A 13,400-nucleotide genomic window follows, 5' to 3' on the forward strand; every position below is an offset into this window, starting at 1 on the left:
CTGGGGCTGGGGCTGGGGGCTTGGGGCTTGGGGCTTGGGGCTTGGGGCTTGGGGCTTGGGGCTTGGGGCTTGGGGCTTGGGGCTTGGGGCTTGGGGCTTGGGGCTTGGGGCTGACCATCGCACCGCGTTCGCGCCAAAGCACCCCTTGCCCAACCCGCAGCAAAGCACTACCTCACTGCCACTGCCGAACGACGCCGCTTCGCCTGGACAACTGCACACCTCTGTCTCCCGCGTTCGCGCCCATCCGCAGAGCCTCCTATCCGATCGCCCGCCGCACCGCACGCCGGCCTGCTCACGCCCCCCAGCCCAGGCGAAGCACAGCGTGCGCGGCCTCGAGTCGCTCCGCCTCGCCGCGCTCCGAACGGTCCCCCGACACCTCGTCCGCCCACGCCAGCAACCGCCCCAGGTGCTCGTCCGCCCCTCCCGTGACGACGCGCGGCGTGCCGAACACGACCTCACCCCCGGTCCCGTCGATGGTGACCATCGCGCCCACATCGGCGGTGTGCCCGCCCAGCGTCACCGAGTCGCTGCCCACGACGAGGTCCGCGACGCCCACGACGGCGGGCTTTCCCATCGAGCGGGCCACGACGGCCGCGTGGCTCGCGGGGCCGCCGCGAGCGGTGACGATGCCGGTGGCCGCCGCCAGGCCGCGGATGTCCTCCGGTGACGTCTCCGGGCGCACCAGGACGACCGGGCCGTCTGCGGCCATGCGCACCGCCTCGTCGGCCGTGACCGCGACCCTGCCCGTCGCCACGCCGGGGCAGACGCCCAGGCCGCGCGCGATGACGTCGGCATCTGGTGCGATCCGGGGTACGCGGACGTGCTGGAGGTGGTGTGGTGTCACCCGCAGGAGGGCTTCGCCGCGGGTGATCGTGCGGGCGTCGGCCAGGTCGGTGGCCAGGCGGACCGCGGCGGCGCCGGTGAACCTGCCCGGTCGCACCTGCAGCAGCCACAGGGCACCTGACTCGAAGGTGAACTCGACGTAGCACGCGTCGCGGTAGTGCTGTTCGATCCGCTTCAGGGCGGCGAGGAGGTCGCGCCAGACCTCGGGTTCGCGGTCCGCGAGTGCGCGCAGGGGCAGGGTCAGCGATCTGCCCGAGACGACGTCGTCGCCCTGGTGTCCGAAGAGGACTTCGCCGAACGGCACGTTCTCTCCTGTGCCGGGGTCGCGGCTGAACGCCACTCCGGAGCCGCTGTGGCCGTCGCGGTCGCCGAACACCATCCGCTGCACGACCACGGCCGTGCCCAGGTCGTGCGGGATGCCGTGCAGGGTGCGGTAGGTGCGGGCGCGGGGTGTGTCCCACGACGAGAACACCGACCTCAGCGCCTCCTCCAGCGCGTCCGGGGTGGGGTGGAGGTTGAGGATCGTGTCCATCATGCCCGGCATCGACACGGCGGCCCCGGAGCGCACCGAGACCTTCGACGGCCCCAGCACCTCGACGGCGGAGGCCAGTTCTTCACCGAGACCGTCGGGGAGCCGGCCCGTGCGGAGGAAGGCCCGGCAGGCCTCGGTGGTGACGACGACAGCGGCGGGCACCGGCAGGCCGAGGCGGTGCAGCAGCACCAGGCCGTGGGCCTTGCCGCCGACGACCTCCGGCGGTTCGCCCAGCGCGCCGGAGAGTCGCCTCACCCACCCCATCGCACGATCCCCAGGGTGGCGAGCAGGTCTTCGTGCAGTTCCGCCCAGATCGCGTGGTACGAGTCGATGGTGTCGGCCAGGCGTTCCCGCTCCCCCGCCTGAGCGCGGTCCAGGGCTTCGGACAGGCGCGTGTCGTACCGGCCGAAGCGCGGCGCGGCGGCGGCCAGAGCGGCGATCACCACGACGGCGCGGGTGTGGAGGTCGTTGAACAGAGCGAGGACGCGGGCGTCGTAGTCGGTGTCGCTGTGGTCGTTGACGGTCGTGACGCCGTCGGCGGAGCGGATCTGCCACGCCGTGCACAGGTCGAGCAGTTCGGGGTTGAGCACGAGGAACGCGTCGAACGCCTCGGCCAGCGCGGGACGGGTGCCGGCCGACTCCAGCTCGGCCTTGATCCGCTCCGCGTCGGCGGAGCGGCCGGACTCCGTCAGCGCCCACCCGCCGAAACCCTTGTGGTGGGTGACGAGACCGGCGACCGCCAGGTCGATCAGCTCGGACTCCACATCGGACTCCGCGAGCCCCGTGAACGACGCCACGCGGGTGAGCCCTGCGCTGCCGACGCAGCGCAACGCGTGCAGCACAGACAGGTCCCCGCTCATGACGTCGCCTCCCGCCTGCGCGCTCCGGCCGCGTACCCGGCGCCGCGGCCGTGGGCGCGCGCGACGATCACGCCGTCCCGCAGGCTGACCGCGGACTCGGTGTCGTCGCCGGGATCGGTGACACCGATGGCCGAGGCCACCAGCGCGTCGTCGTCGAGCACCAGCCGGACGTGCTGCCAGACCTCCGGCGCGAACACCCGCCTCAGACAGCCGACGGCGTCCATCACCCGGAGCCGCACGAGGCGCCCGGTCTCCTCCGGATCGCCGGTGACGACGGCCAGCGTGACCTGTTCACCGGGCTTCGCCGACCGCACCGCTTCCTCGGCCGCGCCGAGACGGCTCGCGCCCAGCACCACCACCAGTCCGTTCGCGAGATCCACCTGCTCGCCGCTGATCCGGTCCACGAGCCCCTCGGGCGCGGTCCAAGCGTCCGCGCACGTCCGCGCCGGGGCGACGTACGGCAGGTGCGGCGGCGCCCAGGTGTCCTCCAGGTCGATCTCGGCCAGGTGCCTGCACGCGTGCGCGACGTCGAACGGGTCACCGAACCCCGGCGACGTCTCGGCCCGGTGGCCCGCGCCGTCCAGCATCGTCAGCACCAGCTCCGCCAGCCGCACCCGCCGAGCCGGTGCGCCCCGTTCCAAGGCGATGGCCAGCAGCAACGCCTCCAGCCGGGCGAGCTGCGCCAGCACGGCTGGACCGCGCTCGTCGTCGAAGACGCCGTCCAGCGACCGCAACTGCAGCCGGCCGCCCGGCGCCGAGTCGCCCACCAGCGGCAGCCGTTCGAGCCACACCCTCGCGAACACCCCGAGCGCGTCGACCCTCGACGTCGGCGACACCGTCGCCTGCGGTTCACCCGCTGACGCTCTCTCGATCAGGTCGATCAGCACGGCCAGGTACAGCGCGCGTTTGCTCGGGAAGTTCGAGTACACCGCCCCGCGGGTCAGCTCCGCCCGTTCGGCGATCCGGTCCACCTTCGCCGGCTGGAAACCGTGCTCGGCGAACTCCTCCCGCGCCGCCGCCAGCACCGCGGCACGCGTGCGCGCCTGCTGCTGCACCCGAGTCAGCCGAACCATCGCCACTCCCGCCGAACGCAACTGAGATGTTCTGAACATCCAGATTACCTCAACCTCTGAGCGGCGGCGCTCGGCCATGAGCGGTGCGCGGGGAGAACCGGCTGACCGACGTCTTCTTCACCCGGCCGCGCGCCAGGCGTGGTAGCCGAGCCCGATCGCACCGGCCGCCATCGGGACGCTGGTCAGCAGACCGGCCAGGCCGTTGCCGGGAACCACGAACGTGACCACGACGAACAGCAGCAGGAACGGCACCCACCTCGGGACCGCGTGCGAGCGGAACAGACCCACGCACTGCAGCACGGTGCCCAGCAACACCAGTGCGGCACCGGGGATCATCAGCGCGAACAGGTGCGCGGTGTCGTTGTTGGCCGCCTGGATCACCGCTTCGCCCGCCGCCGCGCCCACCGAGGGGTCGGTCGGGAAGAAGTAGGCGGCGGCCCAGCCCGCGGCACCGGCACCCTGCAACCCGGTGCCGATCCACATGAGCGCGGCACCCCAGGTGGCCCAGGCGCTGCCGCGACGGCGGACCAGGAACATCGTCGCCAGTGCCTGCAACGGGATGTTGAGGACCTGCATGGCCGCGAGGCCGCTGAGCAGCCCCCACCACAGGTCGCGGTCGGCCACGACGTCGGCGTACGAGTAGGTCTCGCCGCCGCCCGAGGGTTCCGGCCAGAGCAGCCCGCCCGCGACGGCGGCGACCGATGTGACTCCCAGGACGACCGCGAGGACGGCGAGGCGTCCCCGAGTGGAACTCGCGGTGGTGTCGTGCACCGCGGTGATGTCGACGGACATGGTCACTGCCTCCTTGAATGAGGTTCGGTGAGGTCTGGTGGCTCCTCGCCGTCCACGGATTCGGTGGCTTCAGAGAACCGGCCGGAGGGCGCCTGCCACATCGGTGCCGGCCCGGTACCCCGTCTCCGTGCTGACACGGAGGCCGTGCCGTCACACCGGCCTTACCCTGGGGCGATGAGGTGGCCGCGACCGGCAGCGCCGGGTCTTCTGGGCGTCTCCGCCGTGCTGACGGCGGGCGGCGCCTGGCTCCTGGTCCGCACGCCGGGCCAGGCGGTCCTCGCGTTCGCCGGCCTCGCGACGATCGGTCTGGCGATGGCGGCGCTGGGCGTGACGATCGCGTTCCGGGTGCGCGGCAACCCCGTCGGGCCGCTCCTGGCCTGGGCCGGCACGATCGTCGTCTTCCTGGCCGCGCGCGACGTCTACTACCGCGCCTGGCTCACCGATCCCCGGTCGCTCCCGCTGGACTCCCGCGTGGTCGCGCTGCTCAACGAGAGCGGCTGGTGGCTGCTCGCCGCGGTGGCGTTGCTGCTGCTGCACTTCCCGGACGGGTCGCTGCCCGGCAGGCGGTGGTCGGTGCTGCCACCCCTGATCGTCGTGCTCTCCGTTGCACAGCAAGGAATCGGCGCTGCGCCCAGAGAGCCCTTCACCGAACCGATGGAAGGGCTCGCACGCCCGTGGGGGCCGCCGTCGGACGCGGTCCACGTCCTCAGCTACGTCGTGACCATCGGGCTGGTGCTGACCGTGCTGGCGGCCGGGGTGTCGCTGGTGGCGCGGTTCCGGCGGTCCGCCGGAGTCGTCCGGGCTCAGCTCAAGTGGCTCGCGTTCGCCGGGCTGGCCGTGACCGCCTACCCGGTCGTGTGCCTGGCCGAGATCGTCGTGACCGGGCGAAGTGGTGCCGTGGCAACGGTCTTCGGCGTCGTCACGCTCGTCGCGCTGCTCTGCTCGGTCGGCATCGCCATGCTGCGCCACGACCTCTACGACGTGGACCGCGTGCTGGCCGACACGATCAGCTACACGATCGTCCTGCTGGTCCTGATCGGCGCGTACGCGCTGTCCGCGCTGACGCTCGGCCTCGTTGTGGGCAAGGACTCCCCTGCCGCCGCCGCGGGCGCCACCGCGGTCTGCGCCGTGCTGCTCACGCCCGTGCGCCGCCGCTTGCACCGGGCAGTGGACCGGCGGCTCTTCCCCCGCACGAGGGCCGCCCTGCTCGCCATCGAGGACCTGCAGCACCGGGTGCACACCCAGTCCGCCCAACCCGAAGAGCTCGAGGCGACGCTGCGCACGGCCTTGCGTGACCCCACCCTCCGGGTGGGCCTGCTGCTCCCCTCCTCGGCGGCCTTCGTCGACGCCGACGGTTCGGCGGTGACCGGCACGGGGCTGGTCCCGATCACCCTCGGAGGCACGCAGATCGGCGTTCTCGCCGCGTCCGGCACCACCCCGGCCGTGCTCAAGGTCGTCGCCACCGCCGCCGCGAGCCTGGTGGAGGTCGCTCGGCTGCGCGGGGAACTGGCCACCGCCCTGCGCGAGGTGGAGGCGAGCCGGACCCGGATCATCCAGGCCGGGGACGCCGAACGGCACCGGCTCGAACGCGATCTGCACGACGGTGCCCAGCAACGGCTGGTGTCGCTCGGCATGGCGATGCGGCTCGCGCAGCGCCAGCTGCCCACCGGGTCCGTCGACGTGCACGCGGTGCTCGACCAGGGCGTCGCCGAACTCGCCACCGCCATCGCCGAGCTCAGGCAGATCGCCCACGGCCTGCGCCCCACCAGCCTCGACGACGGCCTGCACAACGCCCTCGCCGCGCTCACGACCACGTTGCCGGTCCCGGTGGCGCTGGAGATCATGTCCGAACCGCTGACCGACGACATCGCGATCACCGCCTACTACGTCGCCGCCGAGGCGATCACCAACGCCGCCAAGCACGCACACGCCAGCACGATCACTGTCCGCGTCACGCAGCAGGCGGACGAGGTCAACGTGTGGGTGAAGGACGACGGCTGCGGCGGCGCCGATCCGCGGGGCGGGTCGGGGCTGGCCGGGCTGGCCGACCGCGTCGCCGCGCTGGGTGGCTCGTTGCGGCTCAACAGCCTGCCGGGCGCGGGCACGACGATCCAGGCGGTGCTGCCGTGCGCATCGTGATCGGCGAGGACTCGGCGTTGTTCCGGGAAGGTCTGGCGAGCCTGCTGTCCCACGCGGGCCACGAGGTGGTGGGCCGTGCCGCCGACGCCGAGACCCTCGTGGACGTGGTGGCGCGGGCCGAGCCCGACCTGGCCATCGTGGACGTCCGGATGCCGCCCGGCCTGACCGACGACGGCGCGAAGGCCGCCCGCCGGATCCGGGCGGCCCAGCCGGGGGTCGCCATCCTGATGCTGTCCCAGCACGTGGAGACGAAGCACTCCGTCGAGCTGGTCAGCCAGGGAGGATTCGGTTACCTGCTCAAGGACCGCGTGCTCGACGTCGACGACTTCCTGGAGTCGATCACGCGCGTCGCCGCCGGTGGGTCGGCCCTCGACCCCGAGGTGGTGGGCCGGCTGCTGGGACGGCCCACCACCGGGGCGCTCACCCCGCGCGAACGCGAGGTGCTCGGACTGATGGCCGAGGGCTGCACGAACGTCGCGATCGCGCGGAGGCTCTGGCTCACCGAGCGCACCGTCGAGACCCACGTCGGCAGCATCATGGCCAAGCTCGGACTGGCCGCGAACGTGGAGGAGCACCGCCGGGTGCTGGCCGTCCTGACCTACCTGGCCGAGTACGGCTGATGCTCCCCCACCTCTGCTCAGTTCAGCACGCAGAGCAGTGAGCAGGCCTTCGCGGACGACCACTCGCTGTACGTGCGGGTGCCGTTGACCGGCGTGTACTTCGCCTTCGCCTTGTTGGTCAGGGGGAAGAGCGAGAGCAACGCGTACGTCGAGCAGTAGACCACTTCGGACTCACCGGGTTGCAGCGTGAACGGCCCGGACTGGCAGGCCGGTTCCACGTCGTCGACCACGTACGCGTCGACGATCGGGATCGGGCCGTTGTTGGTCACCGTGACGCGCCAGTACGCGGTCGCGTTCAGCAGGCCGAGCACGCCCACGGGTGCTTGCTTCGCCCACGGACCGGCGCCGCCCGCCTTGCAGTTGGCCGGCGTGTAGGACCCGCAGATCTCCTTGTTCACCACCACGTTCGGCATGCACGCCGTTCCCGGCGCGACCTGGCGGGTCACCGTGTTGGACGAGAAGCCGCCCGTCGCATCGGTTCCGTTCGCCGTGTTCGCGACGGACGTGACCGCGCAGTCCGCGGAGATCGTGGTGCGGAAGCACATCTGCGGTGCGTCGCCGTTGAACTCCACGGCCAGGGACGGCTGGTTGCCGCCGCCGAAGTCCGCGGCGTTGTTCAGCACGAGCGAAGCCGTGACGGTCAGCGAGGAGGCCGTGACACCGGTCAGGTCGACCGTGCCGTCAGGGGCGAAGCCCGGTGTGGCGACGGGGTTTCCGCCTCCGTCGACGGCCTTCACGGTGGAGGCGCCGAAGTTCACGTTCGCCGGTGTCACGCCGACGAGCCGCGCCTTCGTGTATGCGGTGACGTGCGGTTTGCCGTCGCAGTAGAACTGAGACGGGGTGAGAGACACGGAGGCGCCGCTGCGAACGCAGGGCGACGCCCCCGTGTCAGGATCCATCGAGAACAGCACGCCCGCGTCACCCAAGCCGATCATGCAGCCGGTGGGAACGTCGTAGGCGTAGCCGTAGTCCCTGGTGTCGCCACCGTTGACGGTCGGGTGGGTGATGCGCGAAGGCACGCCGGCACAGGACGCCCCGGTGCTCCAGTCGTGGCACACCGCCGCACCCAGGTACGGGCCGCGCCAGATGCCGATGAAGCTGCGCACGCGGTCACCGGTGCGGACCACCTCGGGGTTGAACGCGATCACGCCTCCTTCCAGTCCGGCCGTGGCCGACGGCGCGGGCAGGGGCGAGCCGTCGATCGCGTAACAGGTGGTGACGTTCGACGCACCGGTCGTGCTGGAACACGCACCGGTCTCCGCACCCGTGGTGCTGTAGGCGGTGTAGGCGTTGTAGGTGATGTTGCCGTTGGGCCCGACGGGTTTCGAGGCCGGCCAGCCCGCACACCTGGCCGTGGTGCTGGGGTCGAAGCAGCCCAGCTGGGGAGCGCCACCGGCGGCCGGCACCGAGGAGGCGAAGAGCTTGCCCCCGGCGACGGTCAGCGCGCCGTAGTAGTAGCTGCCGGTGTTGGTCCACGGCACGATCGGGGCGTAGGGCTGGCCCGCGCACGCGCTCTGGGTGGCGATCGTCCAGCACACCACGTCGCCCGAGGTCGAGGCACCGTAGAGGTTGCCGCCGATCTGGACGAGTCCCGCCATCTCGGTCGTCTGCCCGCCGCGGGGCATCAGCGGCCAGAACCCGCAGTTGCCCGGAGCGACGAGGTCCATGCAGGCCACGCCGATCGAGGACGCCGTGGTGGCCGAGTAGTAAACGCGCGCCGGATTCGCCTCGTCGCGCACGTACTGCGGTTCGAGCGGGCTGCTGATGTCGCCGGTGTTCCCCGTGCCGAACGGGCCGGGCGCGGTGTTGAGCGGTTTCGGCCACGGACCGCCTGGGCAGGGCGTGCTCGTCGAGAGATCGGTGCACACCAGCTTGGGGACGGTGAGAGCCGCGTGGTGGTAGACGTTCCACGCCTGCAGGCGGCCGTCGGGCGTGCGCTGCAGGATCGGGGTGAAGCCGTCACCGCCGGTCGATGCCGCGCTGGCCTGCACCGGCGGCGTCAACACGCTGGAGAGCGCCTTGCCACCGTTGCGCACGTTGGCGTTCGTCGCGGTGACCGGGTTGCCCTCGGTGCCGGTCCAGCCCGGCGGTACCTGCAGCGAGCCGGCCAGCAGGGTCTGGCCCGCGCCGATGGGGTCGGTGATCGAAGCGGCACCGTCGGCGCCGTTCGCGTAGGACACGACCCAGGAGGCGACGTCGCCGTGGGAGGCGGGATCGGACACTCCCTGCACGGACTTGGTGAGCGTGGACACGGGTGGCTGGGCGGCCACGGGAACGGCGGCGGTGAGCGTGCTGCCGGCGAGCACGCCCGCTAGCACCATCGCCGGCACACGTCTTCGCACGAGCATGGTCCCTTCGGTGGCGGGTAGTTCGGGAACTGACCGCCGACGCTAGGGACGTCTTCTGTTCGGGAAAAACCCCCTCACCCGCGTGCACGTGATGTCTGCACCATCAGACCAATGTGCGAATGCTGAACATGTGCCCTGACAAGAGATTCCAATTCATCCCTGAATGAAGTTTCACCTGAACGCCGCTGAAGTGCCTATGCGAGAAGCGAATGCTCGCGGTGCGGGGTCCACCGCAGGTGGACGGTGCGGTCGGGCGGCTCCGCCCGCAGCAGGGACAACCGCGGCCGGACGGCGTCGGTGCGCGCGGACGGCGGCTTGCGGCTGCCGGCGCGGTACTGGACCGGCCACTCGGCCGGGTACCCCTGCTCGGCCGCCGCGTGCAACGTCCAGTGCGGGTCGTAGAGGTGCGTGCGCCCGAGCGCGCACAGGTCCGCTCGGCCCGCCAGCAGGATGGAGTTGACGTCGTCGTAGGACGCGATGGCTCCGACCGCGATGACGGCCGCTCCCTCGACCTCGTGACGGATCCGGTCGGCGAACGGCGTCTGGTAGCTGCGGCCGTACGCGGGACGTTCGCCCGCCGTGACCTGGCCGGTGGAGACGTCGATCGCGTTCGCGCCGTGGGCGATGAACGCGCGGGCGATCTCCACGGCGTCGTGCTCGGTGTTGCCGCCGTCGACCCAGTCGGTCGCGGAGATGCGCACGATCATCGGGCGTTCCTCCGGCCACACGGCGCGGACGGCGTCGAACACCTCCAGGGGGAACCTCAGCCGGTTCGTCAGCGAGCCGCCGTACTCGTCGGTGCGCTGGTTGGCGATCGGAGAGAGGAACGAGGACAGCAGGTAGCCGTGCGCGCAGTGCAGTTCGAGCAGGTCGAACCCCGCTTCGGCACCGCGCCGGGCCGCGGCGGCGAACTCCGCGGTGATCCGGGCCAGGTCCTCGCGGCCGGCTTCGGCCGGGACGGGTGAACCAGGGCCGTACGGCAGCGGAGACGGGCCGATGACGTCCCAGTTCCCCTCGGGCAGCGGCTCGTCCATGCCCTCCCACATCAGGCGGGTGGAGCCCTTGCGGCCGGAGTGGCCGAGCTGCAGGCCGATGCGGGCGGTGCTCCGCTCGTGCGCGAACGCCACGATCCGCGCCCAGGAGTCGCGCTGCTCGTCGGTCCACAGACCGGTGCAGCCGGGCGTGATGCGTCCCTCGGGCGAGACGCAGACCATCTCGGTCATCACCAGTCCCGCGCCGCCCATGGCCTTCGAGCCCAGGTGCACGAGGTGGAAGTCGCCCGGCACGCCGTCGACGGCGGAGTACATGTCCATCGCCGAGACGATCACGCGGTTCTTGAGCTCCAGCTGTCCCAGGCGGAACGGCTGGAACATCGCCGGGGCCGTGCTCTCGAGTCCCTGGGACGCGGCGAACGCGGCGTCGACGCGGTCGGCGAACTCCGGGTCGCGGGTGCGCAGGTTGTCGTAGGTGATCCGGCGCGAGCGCGTGAGCAGGTTGAAGCAGAACCGGGTCGGCTCCTGGTCCGCGTACATGCCGATGTTCTCGAACCACTCCAGGGACGCCTGGGCGGCGCGCTGGGTGGATTCGACGACGGGGCGTCGTTCGGTCTCGTAGGCCGTCAGCGCGGTCTCGACGTCACCGTGTTCGTGCAGGCACGCGGCGAGGGCGAGCGAGTCCTCCATCGCGAGTTTGGTGCCGGAGCCGATCGAGAAGTGCGCGGTGTGTGCGGCGTCGCCCACGAGGACCACGTTGCCGTGGTGCCAGCGCTCGTTGCGCACGGTGGCGAAGCTGAGCCACTTCGAGTTGTTGGCGAACACCTGGTGGCCGGCCAGCTCCTCCGCGAACAGCTCGCGGATCCGGTCGACGGCGTGCTCGTCCGAGACGCCCGGCGCGAACTCCTGGGCCGTGTCGAAGCCGGCGCGGCGCCAGACGTCCTCGTGCATCTCGACGATGAACGTGGAACCGCTGTCGGAGTACGGATAACCGTGGACCTGCATGGTGCCCCACGGTGTGTCCTTGATGAAGAACTGGAACGCCTCGAAGACGCGATCCGTGCCGAGCCACATGTACTTGTTGTGCCTGCGGTCCACAGTGGAGCGGAAGACGTCCGCGAAGGACTGCCGCACCAGCGAGTTGACGCCGTCCGCCCCGACCACCAGGTCGTGCGACGCGCGCAGGACCTCCGCGCCGGGCGCGGGCGTGGAGAAGTGCACGGTCACGCCGAGATCGCGGCACCGCCGCTGGAGCAGCCCGAGCAGCTCCTTGCGGCTCATCGCGGCGAACCCCTGGCCGCCCACGGTGTGGCTCTCGCCGCGGTGGTGGATGTCGATGTCGGTCCACCGGGCGAACCGGCTGGCCATGGCGGCGGCGAACTCCGGGTCGGCGTTCTCGATCCCGCCGAGCGTCTCGTCGGAGAACACCACGCCGAAGCCGAACGTGACGTCCGGCGCGTCGCGCTCCCACACGGTGACGTCGTGCGCCGGATCGAGCTGCTTCATCAGTGCCGCGAAGTAGAGACCTCCAGGGCCACCACCGACGACGGCGATCCTTCTGGGTGCGGTCCTCACGCCGTCACCTCCTCTTCGACGATCTTGCGGAGCGTGAAGCGCTGCAGCTTGCCGCTGGCGTTGCGCGGCAACGAGGTCCGGAACCGGATCTCGCGCGGGTACTTGTAGGGCGCGATCGTGCGCTTGACGTGGTCCTGGATCTCGCGGGCCTTCGCCTCGTCGCTCGGAACTCCGTCGCGCAGCACGACGAAGGCGCACACGACCGATCCGCGTTCCTCGTCGGGTTTGGCGACGACGGCGGACTCCAGCACGTCCGGGTGGGTGTCGATGGCCTCCTCGACCTCCGGGCCGCCGATGTTGTAGCCGGAGGAGACGATCATGTGGTCGCTGCGGGCGTGGTAGTGGAAGTAGCCGTCCTCGTCGCGGTGGAAGACGTCACCGGTGACGTTCCAGCCGCCCACCACGTAGTCCTCCTGCCGCTCGTCGTCGAGGTAGCGGCAGCCGACGGGGCCGATCACGCCGAGCCGTCCCGGCTCGCCGGGGCCGAGCTCCTCGCCGTCGGCGCCGAGCACGGTGGCGCGGTATCCGGGCACCGGCTTGCCCGTGGAGCCCGGCCGGATGTCGTCGCCGGCGGCGGAGATGAAGATGTGCAACAGCTCCGTGGCGCCGATGCCGTCGATCACCTTGAGCCCCAGCCGCTCGTGCAGCCGCCGCCAGGTCTCCTGGGGAATGTGCTCGCCGGCAGACACCGCGGTCCGCAGACCGCCGAGCTTCGCCTCGGCGCCGTCGCGCAGGATCGCCTTGTACGCGGTCGGCGCCGTCGCGAGCACCGTGACCCCGTGCCGCTGCACGAGGTCCGCGATCTGGGCGGGCGTGGCGGCCTCGGTCAGCAGGGCGCAGGCACCGGCCCGCAGCGGGAAGACCACGAGCATGCCCAGGCCGAACGTGAAGGCGAACGGGGCGGTGCAGGCGACGAGGTCGTCCCCGGTCAGCCGCAGCACGTGCCGGCCGAAGGTGTTGTCGATGGACAGGACGTCGCGGTGGAAGTGCGCGGTGATCTTGGGTGATCCGGTGCTGCCGGACGTGGGCGCCAGCAGTGCCACGTCGTCGGCGGCGGTGTCGACCGCGGTGAACTCCCCCGGCTTCGTCGCGGCGAGCACCCGCAGGTCGTCGTACCCGACCACGGTCAGCTCCGCGAAGGCGTGCAGGTCCTCCACGAACCGCTGGTCGGCCAGGGCTATCGACGGACGGGTCCGCTCGACGACGGGCGTCAGCTCACGGGTCCGCAGCGCGGCCATGGTCGTCACCACCACGCCACCGGCCTTGAGGACGCCGAGCCACGCGGCCACGGTCCACGGGTTGTTCGGTGACCGGAGCAGAACGCGTTGCCCCGGCACGAGACCGAGGTCCTCGACGAGCACCTGGGCCACCTGGTCGGCGCGGGTCTTCAGCTCGCCGTAGGACCACACCTCCCCCGCCGGCGTCCGCAGGGCGGGGCGGCCGGGGCCGAACCTGGCCACCGGCACGTCGATGAGCTCGGTGGCGGCGTTGAGCCTCGCAGGGTAGGTCAGCTCGGGCGTCGTGAACTCGATCACCGGCCAGAGGGCGGCCGGCGGCAAGTGGTCGCGGGCGAAGGTGTCCCGAGGGGGTGACGGAGGAGTCGGCATGGGTGAGTCCTTCCGGCGA

General features: G+C 71.6%; 9 protein-coding genes. 2 read left to right on the top strand and 7 right to left on the bottom strand.

Features of this window, described 5'->3' with window-relative positions:
• Nucleotides 1-292: 292 nt before the first annotated feature.
• The 4 genes from ORI60_RS43845 to ORI60_RS43860 all read right to left on the bottom strand — a co-directional run bounded on the left by ORI60_RS43845 (nt 293) and on the right by ORI60_RS43860 (nt 4,100).
• On the bottom strand, nt 293-1,639 hold the full coding sequence (locus ORI60_RS43845; RefSeq protein WP_266043911.1) for a PEP/pyruvate-binding domain-containing protein: 1,347 nt from the start codon (nt 1,637-1,639) through the stop codon (nt 293-295).
• Nucleotides 1,627-2,235, bottom strand: a complete 609-nt coding sequence (locus ORI60_RS43850; RefSeq protein ID WP_266043912.1) for a transcriptional regulator — start codon at nt 2,233-2,235, stop codon at nt 1,627-1,629. The genes ORI60_RS43845 and ORI60_RS43850 overlap by 13 nt, the downstream gene beginning before the upstream one ends.
• Complete coding sequence (locus ORI60_RS43855; protein WP_266043913.1) at nt 2,232-3,308, bottom strand: TetR/AcrR family transcriptional regulator; 1,077 nt, start codon at nt 3,306-3,308, stop codon at nt 2,232-2,234. The genes ORI60_RS43850 and ORI60_RS43855 overlap by 4 nt, the downstream gene beginning before the upstream one ends.
• A 117-nt stretch (nt 3,309-3,425) precedes the next feature.
• Entirely contained in the window at nt 3,426-4,100 is a 675-nt protein-coding gene (locus ORI60_RS43860; RefSeq protein ID WP_266043914.1) for a hypothetical protein, read from the bottom strand.
• 174 nt (nt 4,101-4,274) lie between these two features.
• Between ORI60_RS43860 and ORI60_RS43865 the strand changes: the two genes are divergently transcribed.
• Together ORI60_RS43865 and ORI60_RS43870 are read left to right on the top strand one after the other, a co-directional pair.
• Nucleotides 4,275-6,239 (top strand): sensor histidine kinase, encoded by a 1,965-nt coding sequence (locus ORI60_RS43865; RefSeq protein WP_266043915.1) that lies wholly within the window; start codon nt 4,275-4,277, stop codon nt 6,237-6,239.
• On the top strand, nt 6,227-6,859 hold the full coding sequence (locus ORI60_RS43870) for a response regulator transcription factor (RefSeq protein ID WP_266043916.1): 633 nt from the start codon (nt 6,227-6,229) through the stop codon (nt 6,857-6,859). The genes ORI60_RS43865 and ORI60_RS43870 overlap by 13 nt, the downstream gene beginning before the upstream one ends.
• Before the next feature lie 17 nt (nt 6,860-6,876).
• Here ORI60_RS43870 and ORI60_RS43875 read toward each other — a convergent pair whose 3' ends face one another.
• The 3 genes from ORI60_RS43875 to ORI60_RS43885 form a co-directional block, all read right to left on the bottom strand.
• Nucleotides 6,877-9,201 (bottom strand): hypothetical protein, encoded by a 2,325-nt coding sequence (locus ORI60_RS43875; RefSeq protein WP_266043917.1) that lies wholly within the window; start codon nt 9,199-9,201, stop codon nt 6,877-6,879.
• Between the two features lie 200 nt (nt 9,202-9,401).
• Nucleotides 9,402-11,774 carry a bifunctional salicylyl-CoA 5-hydroxylase/oxidoreductase gene (locus ORI60_RS43880; protein WP_266043918.1) on the bottom strand — a complete coding sequence of 791 codons (2,373 nt, stop codon included), beginning with the start codon at nt 11,772-11,774 and terminating at the stop codon, nt 9,402-9,404.
• On the bottom strand, nt 11,771-13,381 hold the full coding sequence (locus ORI60_RS43885; RefSeq protein WP_266043919.1) for an AMP-binding protein: 1,611 nt from the start codon (nt 13,379-13,381) through the stop codon (nt 11,771-11,773). Before ORI60_RS43885 ends, ORI60_RS43880 begins: the two co-directional genes overlap by 4 nt.
• Between the last annotated feature and the right edge of the window lie 19 nt (nt 13,382-13,400).

Source organism: Lentzea sp. NEAU-D7 (genome assembly GCF_026242055.1).
GTDB lineage: Bacteria > Actinomycetota > Actinomycetes > Mycobacteriales > Pseudonocardiaceae > Lentzea.

Excerpts from the sequence above, each read along its gene's own strand:
- ORI60_RS43850 (WP_266043912.1), bottom strand. The coding sequence starts at position 2,235 with ATGAGCGGGGACCTGTCTGTGCTGCACGCGTTGCGCTGCGTCGGCAGC.
- ORI60_RS43885 (WP_266043919.1), bottom strand. The coding sequence starts at position 13,381 with ATGCCGACTCCTCCGTCACCCCCTCGGGACACCTTCGCCCGCGACCAC.
- ORI60_RS43865 (WP_266043915.1), top strand. The coding sequence starts at position 4,275 with ATGAGGTGGCCGCGACCGGCAGCGCCGGGTCTTCTGGGCGTCTCCGCC.
- ORI60_RS43855 (WP_266043913.1), bottom strand. The coding sequence starts at position 3,308 with ATGGTTCGGCTGACTCGGGTGCAGCAGCAGGCGCGCACGCGTGCCGCG.
- ORI60_RS43860 (WP_266043914.1), bottom strand. The coding sequence starts at position 4,100 with ATGTCCGTCGACATCACCGCGGTGCACGACACCACCGCGAGTTCCACT.
- ORI60_RS43845 (WP_266043911.1), bottom strand. The coding sequence starts at position 1,639 with ATGGGGTGGGTGAGGCGACTCTCCGGCGCGCTGGGCGAACCGCCGGAG.